The 14,459-nt window shown below is 64.2% G+C and carries 10 protein-coding genes and 3 pseudogenes; 6 read left to right on the top strand and 7 right to left on the bottom strand.

What is annotated here, in order from left to right; all coding sequences use genetic code 11:
- A partial coding sequence (locus EHS43_RS04145; RefSeq protein ID WP_260470376.1) for a transposase occupies positions 1–563 on the bottom strand: 563 nt, incomplete at its 3' end.
- A 20-nt stretch (positions 564–583) separates the two neighbouring features.
- Positions 584–757, bottom strand: coding sequence for a hypothetical protein (locus EHS43_RS47395; protein WP_260470377.1), 174 nt, complete (start codon positions 755–757; stop codon positions 584–586).
- A 275-nt stretch (positions 758–1,032) separates the two neighbouring features.
- Between EHS43_RS47395 and EHS43_RS04140 the strand changes: the two genes are divergently transcribed.
- The 3 genes and pseudogenes from EHS43_RS04140 to EHS43_RS04130 all read left to right on the top strand — a co-directional run bounded on the left by EHS43_RS04140 (position 1,033) and on the right by EHS43_RS04130 (position 3,804).
- On the top strand, positions 1,033–1,494 hold the full coding sequence (locus tag EHS43_RS04140) for a hypothetical protein (RefSeq protein WP_125189141.1): 462 nt from the start codon (positions 1,033–1,035) through the stop codon (positions 1,492–1,494).
- 452 nt (positions 1,495–1,946) lie between these two features.
- A pseudogene (locus tag EHS43_RS47390) lies at positions 1,947–2,101 on the top strand (IS5/IS1182 family transposase); the annotation flags it as partial.
- 836 nt (positions 2,102–2,937) lie between these two features.
- On the top strand, positions 2,938–3,804 hold the full coding sequence (locus EHS43_RS04130) for an IS5 family transposase (protein ID WP_125189140.1): 867 nt from the start codon (positions 2,938–2,940) through the stop codon (positions 3,802–3,804).
- Position 3,805: 1 nt separating this feature from the next.
- On the opposite strand, the gene EHS43_RS04125 is transcribed toward EHS43_RS04130, so the two are convergent.
- A complete protein-coding gene (locus EHS43_RS04125; RefSeq protein ID WP_125189139.1) occupies positions 3,806–4,210 on the bottom strand; it encodes a DUF6193 family natural product biosynthesis protein in 405 nt (134 codons plus the stop codon).
- Between the two features lie 281 nt (positions 4,211–4,491).
- A pseudogene (locus EHS43_RS04120) lies at positions 4,492–4,813 on the bottom strand (transposase); the annotation flags it as partial.
- A 97-nt stretch (positions 4,814–4,910) separates the two neighbouring features.
- Here EHS43_RS04120 and EHS43_RS04115 point away from each other — a divergent pair.
- A protein-coding gene (locus tag EHS43_RS04115; protein WP_221740712.1) for an IS5 family transposase occupies positions 4,911–5,674 on the top strand; the annotation gives its coding sequence in 2 pieces (ribosomal slippage) (positions 4,911–5,223 and positions 5,223–5,674; 765 coding nt in all).
- A 196-nt stretch (positions 5,675–5,870) separates the two neighbouring features.
- Positions 5,871–6,728 (top strand): hypothetical protein, encoded by an 858-nt coding sequence (locus EHS43_RS04110; RefSeq protein ID WP_125189138.1) that lies wholly within the window; start codon positions 5,871–5,873, stop codon positions 6,726–6,728.
- Between the two features lie 165 nt (positions 6,729–6,893).
- Here EHS43_RS04110 and EHS43_RS04105 read toward each other — a convergent pair whose 3' ends face one another.
- Positions 6,894–7,586: a transposase family protein gene (locus EHS43_RS04105; protein WP_125189137.1), complete on the bottom strand. Its 693-nt coding sequence runs from the start codon at positions 7,584–7,586 to the stop codon at positions 6,894–6,896.
- Between the two features lie 204 nt (positions 7,587–7,790).
- Here EHS43_RS04105 and EHS43_RS04095 point away from each other — a divergent pair.
- Positions 7,791–8,998: pseudogene (locus EHS43_RS04095) on the top strand (IS110 family transposase).
- 1,202 nt (positions 8,999–10,200) lie between these two features.
- Here the strand turns inward: EHS43_RS04095 and EHS43_RS04080 are convergent.
- Together EHS43_RS04080 and EHS43_RS04075 are read right to left on the bottom strand one after the other, a co-directional pair.
- The gene (locus tag EHS43_RS04080; protein WP_125189136.1) at positions 10,201–11,571 is read right to left on the bottom strand and encodes an FAD-dependent oxidoreductase; all 1,371 of its coding nucleotides are present in this window, start codon (positions 11,569–11,571) and stop codon (positions 10,201–10,203) included.
- Positions 11,572–12,595: 1,024 nt separating this feature from the next.
- Positions 12,596–14,428 (bottom strand): type IV secretory system conjugative DNA transfer family protein, encoded by a 1,833-nt coding sequence (locus EHS43_RS04075; protein ID WP_125189135.1) that lies wholly within the window; start codon positions 14,426–14,428, stop codon positions 12,596–12,598.
- Positions 14,429–14,459 lie beyond the last annotated feature (31 nt).

Below are 14,459 nucleotides of genomic sequence, written 5' to 3'. Positions count from 1 at the left end.
GCGTCGGGGTGGGGCAGGTTGGTGGCCAGGTACCAGGTGGTCTTCTCCGGCAGGCTGGCTGGGTCGGTGGTGGCCACGACCAGCCGGCAAGGCGAGTCGGGGCCGTAGCCCAGGCGGGCATCAGCGGCCCACCAGGTCTCGGTGTGCCCGTCGCGGAAGTGACGCTCCACAGGTGTCCAGTCGCCTGAACGCTTGGCATCCTTCCAGGTCAGGGCTTGGGCGGCTTCGATGGGGGTGTGCGGCTGATCGGCCCGGGCCCAGGTGCCGCGGTGCGGCTTGAGAGCGACCACGTAGGCCAGGCCGGCCTCGCGCAGTGCGAGATACCAGGTGTCACTGACCGAGTAGGCGCAGTCGGCGACCACCGCCCGGCAGCCGAAGCCCGCCTCCTTCCCCCGGGCCGCGAGAGCAGCGGCCAGCTGTGGTTTCGTACGGAAGGCCGAATCGGACCGGCCGCGGGCGAAGTGGTGGGCAGGGGTATAAGGGGTCGCGCGCAACGGGTAGTACACGCGGCCGTCGGTCCACATCGTGGTCACTGTGACGATGCCGTTGTCCGTCTTGCCCAGCCGGCCCAGCCACTGCCGGCCTACGTGGGCGGTCGCAGAGCCCCCGCCAGGCAGGTGATCGTCTTGTTCCGCTCCCGCGGCGCCAGCAGCCCGGTCACGTACTCGCGAAGCCCCCGCCGCTGGGCCAGGCTGAAGATGAGGTCGTCGAACCGGGCCGCGTAGTCCTCCAACGGACCCGGACGGCGAGCGGTCATCTTCAGCCCCCGGCAAGGCAGTTGACTTCTACCACCGGCCTACGACCAACCTGACTTGCCGTCAACCCATGCCACCGCCGGATTTAACGAACTACCGGTAGTCCGTGCGCGTCCCAGTAGTAGTGGTGGACCAGACCTGCCGCAGAATCTCCACTTGAGGAAGAAGCCGCAGGTGGGGTGGGGCGTCGGCTGCCCAGGCGGCGGTGAGGATCTTCTGTCCGTCCCGGCCGAACTCCTCGGCCCGGCCAGTCACAGCCGCCTTCCCGCCCGGTAGTTTGCCGATCTCCACCCGGCGCCCGTACAGCTTGGCCCACTCCGGCTCGATCAGCTGCGGCCAGCCAGGCAGGAGCAGCCTCGGCCAACTCCTCCAGGGCCGCCCGCAGCGTCTCTCCGACCAGTTCCAGGTGGCTGAGGGTGCGGACCGCGGCCAGCACATGGGCGGCGTCGATACGCTGCCGGCTCCCGGCCTTGAGCAGGCTGGCCTCCACCAGGCGGTCCAGCATCAACTGCAGCAACCGGTAGGCGGCGCCAACCTGTTCGGTCAGCCGGGTCCGAAACTCGCACAACATCGAGTGATCGAATCCAGGATCTTCCAGCTCAGGCCGATCGCGTATTTCCAGTTGATCCTGGTGCGGACCGCGTCAGCCGCCGCCCGGTCGCGACGGCTGTCTGCCAGCCACCGGCTGACCGTGGACAACGACGCGATCAGACTGCCAGACTCCACGAGTTCAACCTGAGTAGCGTTCATGTTCCCAGCACGCTATCGCCTTGTCCGACTCGCAGCCTGAGAACGCATCGCCCCTGCGATCGAGCTCAGCAGTGAGTGGATCTTGTGCAGACAAACGCCACATCTCGCGCACTGCATCATCCAGGCCGAAATAGCGGATTCCAGTGGCTTGTAAATGCCAAACCCCGTGAACGCTAATTACCGTTCCCAGATATTTTCCCTCCATACATGCCACCCACACTCTTCGATCGGTATCGGATGGCCGTATGAATTCTATCAATCGCCCATCAATGGATCCGAAGAATATGTCACAATAGTCTCCCAGGAGGTCTACTTCATCAACGGTAGCAGGATGTTTTTTTCGAAAATTGACAGACATGGGCACCCGTCAGGACTCGAATCGAATATTTTTGAGCAGTGGCCTGTCACCGGAAAGCGTGCCCAAAATACCGCAAAAATTACAACCGTGACCACGCCCGCCTGCGAGCTCCCGGCGAACGCGCCTTCGCCCGCCTCAAGTCCTGGCGACTGCTGCGACGAGCACGCTGCTCAACCAACCGGATCAGCAGGACTGCGGCGCCGTGCACACCCTCCTGACCTGCCAATACTCCGCCTGAAAGAGGCTCACTGAGACAGGCCCGTTGGTTGGAAAACGGGTGGCGTTTTGGGGGAAAGATGGTGCCTCACTTTCGCTTTGGGGGCGGATTGGTCAACCTGCTTGTATTCCATCGCACCTCCTTCTTGGAAGCGGAGCCCGGGTCGATTGAGCCGGTCGTAGCAGGAGGGATCGTGGAAAGAACTGCTTGGCCCTGTGGGCCAAGAGGGTGAAGAGGGGGGTTGAGCTGGGGGATATTCTCGAAGTCGGGGACCGTCCGGGGCGCTGGCGGTGCCGGTATCTGGGGAGGCTCCGCACGCCGCTCAGATGCGGCAGGGTGGGCGGCAGGGGTGTCCACCTCCTGTCGAATTCGAAATGGGTCTCCCCTGCCAAGTGTGGGAGAAAGCCCTTCGAAATATGGCCTCAGTGCGTTTCCGTAGTATGCGAGCGAGTCGCGATCATCGTGCTCGGGGCTATCTGGATCTGGCATTTTTTGCCTCCTATATTTCAGCGGCAGCGTGGCAGTAGACCTCTTGGCTGCTCAGGGGTACCGGAGGGCGTTGCATGAGAATAAACGGAAAGTCCTATCATTCGGTTCACTTGGCCTTTTCCAACCTGCCGTCATCGCGGCCGGCGATGCCCGGCGGCACGTCCGGGGCACCCTGACCGACTAGGGATCAGCTGGTCATGATTTCGCTGCGAACCGGAGCGTCGGCCGCCAGCAGGTCGCTGACCAGCACAAACTTCGAAGTTTCGTGACGGCCCCTGACGGAGTCGATGTGCCGTTTTCCTGGCGTGGGCTGAGACCGCGTTTGAGATCTGCCGTCGCCGTGGGCTGACGTGCTCGTTGAACTGTCCGTGAGTGGTTCTGGGGGCGGATATCCGTCGGACCTGACGGACGAGCAGTGGACGCTGGTGGAGCCGTTGCTGCCGCCGGCGCGGGTGGGGCCGAAGGGCGGGCGGCGGGAGAAGCATCCGCGGCGTCGGATCGTGGACGCGATCTTCTACGTGGTGCGAACCGGGTGCGCCTGGCGGCAGCTGCCGAAGGACTTCCCGCCCTGGCCTACGGTGTATTGGTACTTCGCCTGGTGGCACGACGACGGCACCGTCGAGCGCGTACACGACGCACTGCGGGACAGGGTGCGCGAGGCTGACGGCCGCAATGCCGAGCCGAGCGCTGGCCTGATCGACTCGCAGTCCATCCGCACCGCTGACACCGTCCCCGCCGTAACCAGGGGCTTCGACGCCGGCAAGAAGGTCAAGGGTCGCAAGCGGTTCCTCGTCACCGACACCCTCGGCCTGCTGATTGCGGTCCACGTAGTCGCCGCGAGCGTCCAGGACCGCGACGGCGCCCGTCGACCGCTCTTGTGGGCCCGGCTCGACCATCCGCGGATCCAGAAGTTCTGGGCGGATCAGGGCTTCGCCGGCCGCCTGGTCGATTGGACCGCCCAGATCCTCGGCCGCGAGCTGGACATCGTTCGCAAAGACCCTGGCCAGCGCGGCTTCCAGGTCCAACCCAAGCGGTGGGCGATCGAGCGCACCCTCTCTTGGCTCACCGCCCACCGCCGCCTCGCCCGGGACTACGAGACCATTCCGGCCCGGTCCGAGACCGTGATCCGCTGGGCGATGATCGGCATCATGGTCCGCCGACTCACCCGCGGCCGACCGGCGACGCGGCAGGGCCCGCACCCGCTCGTACGCACCGCAGCCGGACAAGCTAGTTGACTCAGCTGAGCGATTCGAGGTCGTCGGGCGTGCCGTCAAGGGCAGGACCACAGCCTGCGGGAAGGTGCGAAGCTACGAGTTCCACGGCCTCATCGGCAGTAACAGGGCCACCGATCTGCTCCCGCCCCGAACCGCGCGGCTCATGCAGCCGACGAACACGGAAGTGCCGTTCGCCGTCGTAGGGGAAGATCGAGGGCAGGTCTTGCGACCAAGGGAAACGGGTGCACCGGCTGAACTGCAGCGATCCATGGCTGACCAGCGGAAACAGAGCCCGGAGGGCAGGGTTTGCGTATGCCGCCTCTACCAGGGCTTTGTCGATGAGGTTCGCGTCCATGTCCCGCACGACCTGCCACTTCGCTGCCACAGGGTCGTCTGATGCTGTCCCGAGTATGTCCTTCTCTGCCATGCTCCGACGTTAGCTGACTCTGCAACGGCTGGTTCGTAGGCCGCCGTTCGCCTTCCTCGCTGGTGAGGCGCTGCCTCACCGGAACCGCATCTGCCACCTCCGTCAGGTAGCTCCCCTCAATAGCATCGGCCACTCCGGCGGCACCTCAGCCGCAAGACAGAGCAGATCTCAAACACGGTCTGAGGCTGTGCAGGCTGAAGGCCCCAGTGTCGTCTCGGGGTGGCGCCGGTTCCACTGCTCCGTGTGTGGAAGTACTGTTGTAGGGCCGGGGGATCCGCTGGTCATCCAGGGTCGGGCAGGTGGTTCAGCTGGCTGAGAGCTGGGGTGATGTGGTCGGTCCACGCCAGTGCCGGGTCAGGCGGAGGATTCGCCGACGGCCAGTGGTAACGGGCTGTCCGGCCGTGATGAACAGGCGGAACCTTAGTCGGCGGGGCTCCCAGAGCCTGGTTTTGCTCGTCAGGGCGAGCATCGGCATCCAGGCAGGGAGGCCGAGAGCGATCTGCGCGATCTCCAGCCAGATCCGTTCTGGGATGTGCGGTGCAGGGGCAAGTTGCGAAGGCCGGTGGCCCGGGCGGCGCGGATGCGGTCCTCGGCTCGAGCTCGGCGATCGGCCGGCCTAAGACGTCATCTCATTTGGCTGGGTAAGCTGCCGGTCGTGGCAGGGATCGTTGAGCGGCTGGTGCCGGATGAGTTGTGGGAGATGTTCCAGCGGGTGGTGCCGGAGGCGCCATCGCGGCCTCAGGGCGGTGGCCGACGTCGGCACGGCGATCGCGAGGTGTTGGCGGCAATCGTCTTCGTGGCGACCTCGGGCTGCACGTGGCAGCAGTTGCCGTCCGCGTCGTTCGGGCCATCGGGCGCGACGGCCCACCGACGATTCGCGGTATGGACGAAGGCCCGCGTGTGGGCAAAACTCCACCGCCTGGTCCTCGACGAGCTCGGCTCCCGCGGCGAGCTGGACTGGTCCCGGTGCGCGATCGACTCGGTGAACATGCGGGCCCTGAAAAGGGGGGCCTGACGGGTCCGAATCCTGTTGATCGGGGGAAGTACGGTTCGAAGATCCATCTGATCACCGAGCGGACCGGTCTGCCCCTGTCCGTCGGGATCTCCGGGGCGAACCTGCACGACAGCCAGGCGCTGATCCCGCTGGCGCAGGGGATACCGCCGATCCGCTCCCGGCGCGGACGCTGGCGACACAGACCGGCAAAGCTCCATGGCGACAAGGGATACGACTACGACTACCTGCGGCGATGGTTACGTGGGCGCGGCATCAGGCACCGCATCGCCCGCAAAGGCATCGAGCCCTCGACCCGCCTAGGCCGTCACCGTTGGACCATAGAGCGCACGATGTCCTGGCTCGCCGGATGTCGCCGACTGCCCCGCCGCTACGAGCGCAAAGCCGAACACTTCCTGGCCTTCACCAGCATCGCCTGCACCCACATCTGCTACCGCAGACTCACCAAATGAGATGACGTCTTAGGGCAGGGGCGCCGCGAGTCAGGGGCGGACCTTAACGGATCGTGTTATCACCGGCTATTGGCCTCGTGTTCATCTCAGGATGTGAAGGTCGGAGTGGCGGTAGAGAACATTGCGGCGGGGTTGATGCCGCTGTGGCACAGAGCACGGGCGAAGCGTGCCTGGCCAGGGACGGAGGGGAATAAGCGTGGTCAACAATCTGGGGTGGGGTGACCTGCTCCCTTCCGTAGCCACGGACCTGTCACCCTTCATTAAGAGTCTTGGGAAGTTCCAGGACAGTTTAGGCCTTTACGGTGCGGGCACGGGCATGGCTGGTCTTGAGGGTGTGAACCAGATCATCAAGGAGGTACACGCCGCCTACGGAGTCTGGATGCAACCCGAGCAGGAGCACATCAAGCCGAGTTTCACGCGTTTCGCTTTCGGGGTAGTCAACGTTGCAGGCTACGGGCTCTACGGTGCCGGCGCCGGAGGATTCCTCGGCAGGCATGGCACTGGTGGGGGGCTACTGCTCGTCACCGCCTCTAACGTTCTGAAACAGCACTTTTTGCCCGTGGAGCAGAGGTACCGTCCGGAGAATCCAGTCCTCCCGCTGCACCGGAGTGACACTGTGGCGAACATGCCTCTCGCCGGCGACTGCGGCAACATGCCTAACCCAGGGGACATCGCCCGGTACGCGCGGACGACGCTCCCCACTCCGTCTACTTCTCCTGACGCGCTTGCGGTGTCTCCGGCAGCACCGGACCCGGAAAGTCGATGGCTAGAGGCCGATATGATGGAGAAGGGCATGGTGGGAGCGTCACCCTCCGGGCCGCGCGGTCAGATACATACCTCGCTGAGAGGCACCCCAGTCACTGGTGCGGCCGTCGGTGAGATCCCCGGCATTGCAAATGCTGCGGCGGCGGCTGCCGACGCCGGACTACAGCGGCAGGGCAGGTCTCGTTCGCTGCCAAACGTCAGCACCGCATCTCCCGCTGATACCGCGGGCGGCGCTCGGCGCCCGGTGGCCTCTTCCCGATCCGACAGCGCACGCCCTCGGACCCGATAGCTTCCCGCTTTCGCAGTTACGGGAGGTTGGTGACCCGGCAAGCCAAACACCCGCACGGCGATCCCGCCCACTTCTCGGCCCGGAGGGGCTGGGGCGTGCTTCGCCTCGTCTCGCTTCGCCGCTGGATGACAAGGGAGCGGATTGCCTGGGAAACAGCGAGTTCTTTCAGCGTTGCCGCTCCAGAGTGAGAACGGCTGCCGCGATTGACGTCGTTCGATTCGGGCTGCAATGCGCCTTGCGGGAGATCCGCCATCGTTTGAGTCGTGCCGGGCCGCGCTCGACCGCTGCGCGGGCCTGGGACAGCGCTCGGTTGACGGTCCGCTGCGTCGGGGACAGCTCGCCTCCCGGCGGGCGTCGCCGTGGCGTGGTCACCCACGGTCCCGCGCCGATGTAGGCACAGTCGGCCAGGACCGGGACTCCTTGGCGTTCGCAGATCCGGATGATCCGGTGGGTGCGGGCGGCGGTCAGGTCGTGCGTGCGGCCCGGCAGTGCGGGCGAGATCCACAGCAGTGCGCCGGCCGGGTCGGTAACCAGCTGCAGGTTCACTCCGTGCAGGCGGTGCTTGGCGGAGTAGTCGGCCCGGCTGTCGCCGACCCGGTCGCACTCCGCCAGGGTTCCGTCGAGCAGGACGTACTCCGGGTCGGTTTCACGCAAGACCTTCAGCAGTCCCGGGGCGCGCTCTGCGAGCAGGCCGATGACCGCGGTGGTGTAGGCGTGTGCGGTACCGACAGAGATCCCGAAAGCCGCGGCGATCTGGGGCAGAGGTTCGTTCTTGCGCAGGTACACCAGGGCGACCAGGGCACGCTGGTGCGGGGGGAGCTTGCAGCGGCGGTCACCCTCACGGGTGACGATGAGCATGGTGACCCCTTAAGAATGCTGGTGGTCCGGGAGGACTGGGCGTGGCTGATAGTGACCTGCCATTGATGGCTCGGAGTGAGTGGCCGCCCGGTCCTCCGGGACGCTCCGGCTGCTGATTGAGAACTGCGGTCATCGCTGGTTAAGGGCTTGGTGGCGGAGTGTTCCCGGACCCAGAGAGTGCTGGTGCCTGAGGGGAACGGAGTCATGACGGTGACGGGACGTCACGATCAGGTCTGGGTCGGCATTGACGCCGGCAAGGCCCACCACTGGGCGGTCGGAGTCAACGCCAGCGGAGAGAAGGTGTTCTCGAGGAAGGTCGTCAACGGTGAGGACGAGATCCTGGCCCTGATCGTGGCGGCGTGCGAAATGGCCAACGAAGTGCGGTGGGCGGTGGACATCTGCGGCAGGGCTTCGGCATTGCTGCTTGCACTGTTGATCGCCAATGGCCAAAGCGTGGTTTATGTGCCTGGCCGCACGGTCAACCGAATGTCCGGGGCCTACCGCGGCGAGGGGAAGACCGACGCGAAGGACGCCCTGGTCATCGCCGACACCGCGCGTATGCGCCGGGACTTCACACCCCTGAGCCTCCCGGACGAGACGGTGGCCAATCTCCAATTGCTCACCGCCCACCGAGCCGACCTGATCGCCGACCGGGTGCGACTGATCAACCGCTGAGCGATGCCCTGGTGGGCATCTGCCCTGCTCTGGAGCGGGCCTTCGACTACTCTGCCGCCAAGGGGCCGGTCGTCCTGCTCACCGAGTACCAAACCCCGGCCGCCCTGCGGCGGGCTGGCGCCAAGCGGCTCGCGGACTGGCTGGCACGACGTACGGTCCGCAGTGCAGCCGACGTCGCCGCCCGCGCGGTCGAGGCGGCCCAATCCCAGGCGACTGCTCTGCCGGGCGAAAAGCGAGCCGCCAAACTCGTGTGCGACCTCGCTCACCAGCTCCTCGCGCTCGACGAATGGATCAAAGACACCGACCGGGAGATCCGCGAGGCCTTCCACCTCGACGAGCGCGCCGAAGTCATCGAATCCCTCCCGGGTATGGGCCCCATCCTCGGGGCCGAGTTCCTCGCCATCGTCGGAGACCTGTCCGGCTACGCAGACGCCGGCCGCCTAGCCGCTCATGCGGGACTGGCCCCGGTCTCGCGCGACTCCGGCCGCCGGACCGGTAACCACCACCGGCCCAAGCGCTACCACCGCCGCATACGACACGTCTTCTACATGGCCGCCCAAACCGCCATGATGCGGCCCGGACCCTCCCGGGACTACTACCTCAAGAAGCGCGCTGAAGGGCTGATCCACACCCAAGCACTGCTCGCTCTTGCACGCCGCCGAGTCGACGTGCTGTGGGCCATGCTCCGCGACAAGAGACTGTTCACCCCCACCCCGCCACCCTCCCGACCAGCTTGACACGGTCATTGAGACTCACTCGACCAGCGCATGCGGGAGGTCGAGTACGGCAGGATGGCGAATCAACGAGGCACCTGCGCTGACGAGTTGAGACTTCGAACATCTCCCTCAACGGCGCAGGTGCCTCGTGCGTTGCGACCTCGACGCCGCCACCCCATCGGTGGCCCCTCTGAAACAGCTCAGCGAATGGTCAAGGGGCGGTTGCCTGCGGATCGCAGGGCGCAGAGGGTGGTCGCGTCCCCGGTCGTGGTGTAGCCGATCACAGTCCATCGCTTCCGCTTTGGAGCCGTCTGGTACGTGCTGCTGCCAGCCGTCGTGCGATAACCGCTGGTCCCGGCCCGGCGAGTCTCAACAGGGCCTCTGGCGAGGGCCATTCGGGCCTCTACCTGGGGAATTCCGTCAGCTTGATCGGCTACACCACTCGGCGGGACGCCATCCAGAGGGTCAGGTGCGGCGGCGTCGGCCGGAGATGCCGCCGCCCGTCTTCGGTTGTGAGTAGTTGAGGTAGGGATTTCCTGTACCTCGACTACTCACAACCGGTCTTGGGCTGCTGGGCGGCGCGCTTGCGGCGGTTCAGGCATGGGCGGCACTCGCCGCCGGGCGTCAGCCTGGTGTCGGGGTACACATACTGCTCGCTTGTCGGGCAGCCCCCGACGCATGTAGATGGTGTCGATCGCATCATGGCAGTCCCGACTTGGGCGGAATCAGTATGACGTCGGCGCGAAACGCGCTTTCCGTTCGCTTCTAATGCATTCTCTACCTGGGCTGGCCAAAGGGGTCTTCCGTTTGTGGGTGCTCGACACAGATCTGGCGGGGGCATGTAATTCAGTAGTCGAGGTCCAGGTAATCGATGTCGTGGATTTTGATGGCCACGTCCGACAGCCCCATGGCACGGGCGCCGCGGTCGCGCTGGGCGGACCGGTTGCTCGAGGCCCGCGATGCCGGCGCCAACGAGCAGCAGCTTCAGCGGACCGCAGCCGAGGGCATGGCGGAGATGTACTTCCGGAACAGCAACACCCCGCGCCTACGGTCTGTGGGGTTCACTGGCGTGGAGGAAATCCAGATCGAGCTGGAGCTCAGCCCCAGGCAAATGCCTCGTCCCCGGCATCGCACCTGCCGGGGACGAGGAGTTTAGGCGCCCTACGAGGGCAGAGCCATCGTTATCGCTGCGGAGAGCCGTTACCTGGACTTGGTGTGGACGATCACCTCGCCCGCCTGAACCGGAGACCGAACATCGTCTTGCCCCAAAACACGAACCAGTTACGAGCGACGACATCGTGGGGAAACGGGTAGTCGGCGCCCAGTTGCCAGGCGCAGAGCATACCCGACATTAGACCGTGCTCCTGGGAATTAACCGTCGTGTGTGCGCCGCAGAAGTGCGTATTTCGGCGTCCCTGGATGAACTGGAAGAGGTTCATCAGAACCGTCACGTGCCTCACGTCGTGGACAACATGCTGGAACCACCACCGCTTCACGACTTTCGCTTCATCGATCGGATGTACTGGGTTGTAGGTCACCAAACAAGGTTTGTCCGACGCGTTCGCCCACGGCTGCTGGTTGTGCATGATGTAGGTGATCTCATAGTTGTCGGGACGTGCGCCGTATTGCTCGACGTAGGTAGACCTGGTCTCCATCGCTTTCGTTTCGTCAACAGGAAGTACCGACGCGTCAGTGTGCACAATGGCGTGGTTGTGCAGTTCGCTCTCGTATCGCACCGCGGACAGCAGAAAAGACTCCATGCGAGTTGGATGCTCCAACAGCAACAGCGCCTGGTTCGCGTTGCACGCGAGAATCACCTCGTCGAAGCGTTCCTCCTTGCCGCTCTGATCTCGGACCGTGACTACCCCACCTCGCCGAATGATTTTCTCAACCGCACGGCCGAGAAAAACGGGTCCGGACAGCTCGCGTGCCATGTGGCTGTAGAGGTTCGCCGTTCCCTGGTCCCATGTGGTCATGGGGGTCGAGCGTTCGATGTCGAAGAAGTCCAGGTAACGGGTGAACATGGACGCGGGCATGTCGAACACGCCCGACGCGAGCACGAAGTTGACGAACATCGGTTTGACGATTTTGACCAGGAACTCCATGGAGAATCCATTAAGAGCGAGAAGCCGGCCCATCGAGATGTAGTTATACGGATTTAGCGCTGCCTTGAAGCGATTGGTTGTCTCAGCATATCTGGCGAACCGTCTGATGCGGCAGAGTAGATCTTGGAAACGGTCGATTTCCGGCTGCAGTGTACGTTTGAGCTCGGAATCGAGGTCGTGTGCGTATGTTGCTTCACCGTAGCGAACGGCATAGTTGAATCGCGTGGGCAGCGATTTGATCGAGTAGCGGTCGAGTAGGTTAACGTAGTTGTGGTATGCAGTGGGGATGTAAGCGGTGACCGAGATGTCGATCGGGATCGATGTACCGTCGTCCTGCGGGATTTCGACAGTCATGGCGTTGCCGCCCAGATGGTCGTTCTTCTCCCACAGTTCAACCTCGAACCTGTCAGGGTGTCTGCTCAGCATCCATGCGGCACTCAGGCCGGAGATTCCTCCACCAATGACGCACACCCGCTTTTTGGCAATCATTCCACCACCGCAATCGAGGCTGTCACGATTCTTGTGTAAACCAGAGATGATTTGGATACGTTTGCAGGTTATCAGAAAGCATGTGCCCGGGAAAGAGCGTGATCAGTTGAATGATGCTGTGACGGGTGCCGATATGCCGGGCAGGGAAATGCTTTTGAAGGTATCGGCGCCTCCCTCGGGCGGCGTTCTCGGCCGGGTGTGACGTCCGTGTGTCCTCTCGGTCTTGCGGCGCCGCAGGGCCATTAAGCGGGGCAAACTGCCCAGCCTTCCACGTGACGCTATGAATGGATCACGCAAACCTGTCGTAAATGATCAATTACGTGTAGTACCCCAGCCTGCGAGTTCGGTAATGCGCGTGAGGAGACTGGAACAGATTTCATTGAGAGAGCGCGATTTTCCGAAGGGGTGGACGTAGCAGGCTCCGAAGGAAGCTGATCCGATCAGTAGGGAGATCAAGAAAGCTCCATCGGGATCAAATCCCAGATGCCAGAGCAAGAAAAAGGACCCCGTGGCAGAACTTATAAGTATAAGCCAGTCTGTAAGTCCAAAAAGAATGGCCGAGAAAAGTGCCGCTAGCTTTAAGATCTTCATCGGATCCAAGTATTCGATATGCGGGATGAATGTTCGATTCTGTTAGTGGTCGGAGCGTCGAACGTGCAGCTGTCGGATGCTTCAATGTGGCGAACAGTGCAGTTGCTGGATAGTAGTTTTCTGCATGGGTAGCGCTTATGTGGGGCTGCAGTGGGCAGAGGTGAACGAGCAATAGGGCACTTTTCTTGACTCAGCTCGGCCAAAGCTTTATGCAGCCCGGCACCCAGGACTTCTGCTTTAAGCAGGGCTTGATTGAATGGCTCAACTTTAGCCCGCGTGTGCGAAGTTCATGCCTTCGGTCAAGATCAGCCCAGACAAGCCTCACCCGGTCGGCTGACCGCGATCAAATTCGAGACTTTCATGACCACAATGGCCGCCCAGGCCGGATGACTTCGAGCTTGTCACCCGAACATGCGTCAGAGCCATCAGCTCGTTACGCGTCTGACTTCTTACGCAGGGCCACCGGGTCCCTCTGCCATCTGTCAGGGCCGTCCGCGTTGCCGGGTACGGCCGGTCCTGTCCATGCCCGGGTTGCGCGCTCGGTGATGGCCGCCACCTCCACCTTGGCCGCGGCCGAGATGAGACCTGCGTTGGGCTCCTTATACCAGGGGCGCAGGCGGATCAAGGCAGGTCTTACACCAGTTGCCAGAAGCAGAGCGGTGCCCTTGGGCAGGGCTCGGATCCGGTCTGCTGGCAGCACCGGGTCCAGCCGGTAGGAGTAGGAGCGTGAGGTGCCCTCCTTTCCTTTAGAGTACGACGCGGTACGTACGTCCTGATTGCCCACGAGCTTGGAGACCTTTTCGACGAAGTCGGCGTCGTCCAGGCCCGCGCCGAGCAGCTTGATTGTGGCCGCGCTCCACATGGCGTCCATGCCTGCTTCCCCCCACACCCGGCTGCCCTGGCGGTAACTCTGCAGCAGGGTGACCACGTTGATGCCGCGGGAGCCGAAGTGGCTGTACAGGTCGGGGAGGTCGGAGATACGGCAGACGTTGGCGGCCTCGTCGAGAACGGCGGTCATCGGCGGGTCGAGTCGGCCGCCCATCCGCTCGGCGGCGACCACTCCCGCGCGCATCGTGGCGTCCGCGAGGCCGGCGATCACGCCCGCGGCCGAGCCACCGCCGTCCTTGGACAGCAGGTAGAGGGTGTCCCGGCCAAGGACATGGGCGTCCGGCTTGAACTGTGGCAGTCGTGGATCGGGTGTCACCCAGGCCACGATCTCCGGGTCGAGCAGGCAGGCCACGCACTGCCGGGCGGTTTCGTAGATGCCGTCGCGGGTCTCCACTGCGCCGCGGACGGTGCCTTGCAGCTGTTCGGCCATGGCGACCATGTCGACGTCCCGCAGCAGGTCGACTGGTGTGCGGTCGGCGGGGTCGGCGAGCCAGGCCAGCAGGTCGAGCACGGAGGCTTTGCCTTTGGCTGCGGCGAGGAACAGGGCGGTGAGGGTGTTCTGGGCGGCGGAGATCCAGAAGTCCTTCTTCGACTGGTCATCGTTGACCGAGGCCACGAAGTGTCCGGCCAGCCGCCGTGCACCCTCGATGGTGTGGCAATCGGAGAGGATGTCCCACCACATCTCACGCGGGGCGTGAGCGATGCCCTGCGGGTCGAAAGTCCACACCGTGCCGGCTTTCTCTCGTTCGGCGCGGGTGACGGCGTACACGTCCGACTTGTTAGAGGTCAGCAGTACTGCCCCTTGTGCCCGCAGGACGCGGGGCACGGCGATGCCGGTGGACTTTCCGGCGCGCGGGGCCATCAGGTCGAGCTCCACGTCCTCGTAGGAGGACCGCAGCTCGGGACCGCTCGGTTCGAGGTCGCCGAGGAGGTTGCCGGTCTCATCGGGGTGCAGGTGCTCGCGGCCCTTGAGTGAGGGGCGCAGCTCGCGTGCGCGTGCTGCGATGCCGGCCGGACCCATCGCCGCCAGCTCGCGTGCAGTCGCGAGACCTTTGGGCCGGGACGTATAGCGCATCATCTTGCGTATCCCGAAGACGACGAGTGCGGTGACGGAGGCATACAGCAGGACGATCCCGCCGACCACGCCGACCATCGACGCGTGGGGCCACAGCTCTCTTGGCCCACGAGAAAGGAGGGTGGCGAACGTCGTCAGGGCGAATGGCGGGGGGTTCCAGCCCGCGCCGGTCACCGCCGCTCCCAGGGATCCGCCGAGCCAGACGCCCCCGAAGATCGCCAGGAAGCCGGTCGTCACCAACACGATGGCCCATGGCGCCAGTTCGCTGCCGTACATCCGGCCCTTGGCCGCGGTGTCCCTCATGGGATCAGCCTCCTTGCAGTGCAGGCCGTCT

The sequence above is a fragment of the Streptomyces sp. RP5T genome, from assembly GCF_003933965.1.
Classification (GTDB): domain Bacteria; phylum Actinomycetota; class Actinomycetes; order Streptomycetales; family Streptomycetaceae; genus Streptomyces.
Note: the sequence above shows the minus strand (reverse complement) of the source record. Positions and strands in the feature narration are given on the sequence as shown.

Bases quoted from the DNA above. Each gene is read 5' to 3' on its own strand.
- EHS43_RS47395 (WP_260470377.1), bottom strand. From the start codon at position 757: ATGACCGCTCGCCGTCCGGGTCCGTTGGAGGACTACGCGGCCCGGTTC.
- EHS43_RS04125 (WP_125189139.1), bottom strand. From the start codon at position 4,210: ATGGCAGAGAAGGACATACTCGGGACAGCATCAGACGACCCTGTGGCA.
- EHS43_RS04080 (WP_125189136.1), bottom strand. From the start codon at position 11,571: ATGATTGCCAAAAAGCGGGTGTGCGTCATTGGTGGAGGAATCTCCGGC.
- EHS43_RS04075 (WP_125189135.1), bottom strand. From the start codon at position 14,428: ATGAGGGACACCGCGGCCAAGGGCCGGATGTACGGCAGCGAACTGGCG.
- EHS43_RS04105 (WP_125189137.1), bottom strand. From the start codon at position 7,586: ATGCTCATCGTCACCCGTGAGGGTGACCGCCGCTGCAAGCTCCCCCCG.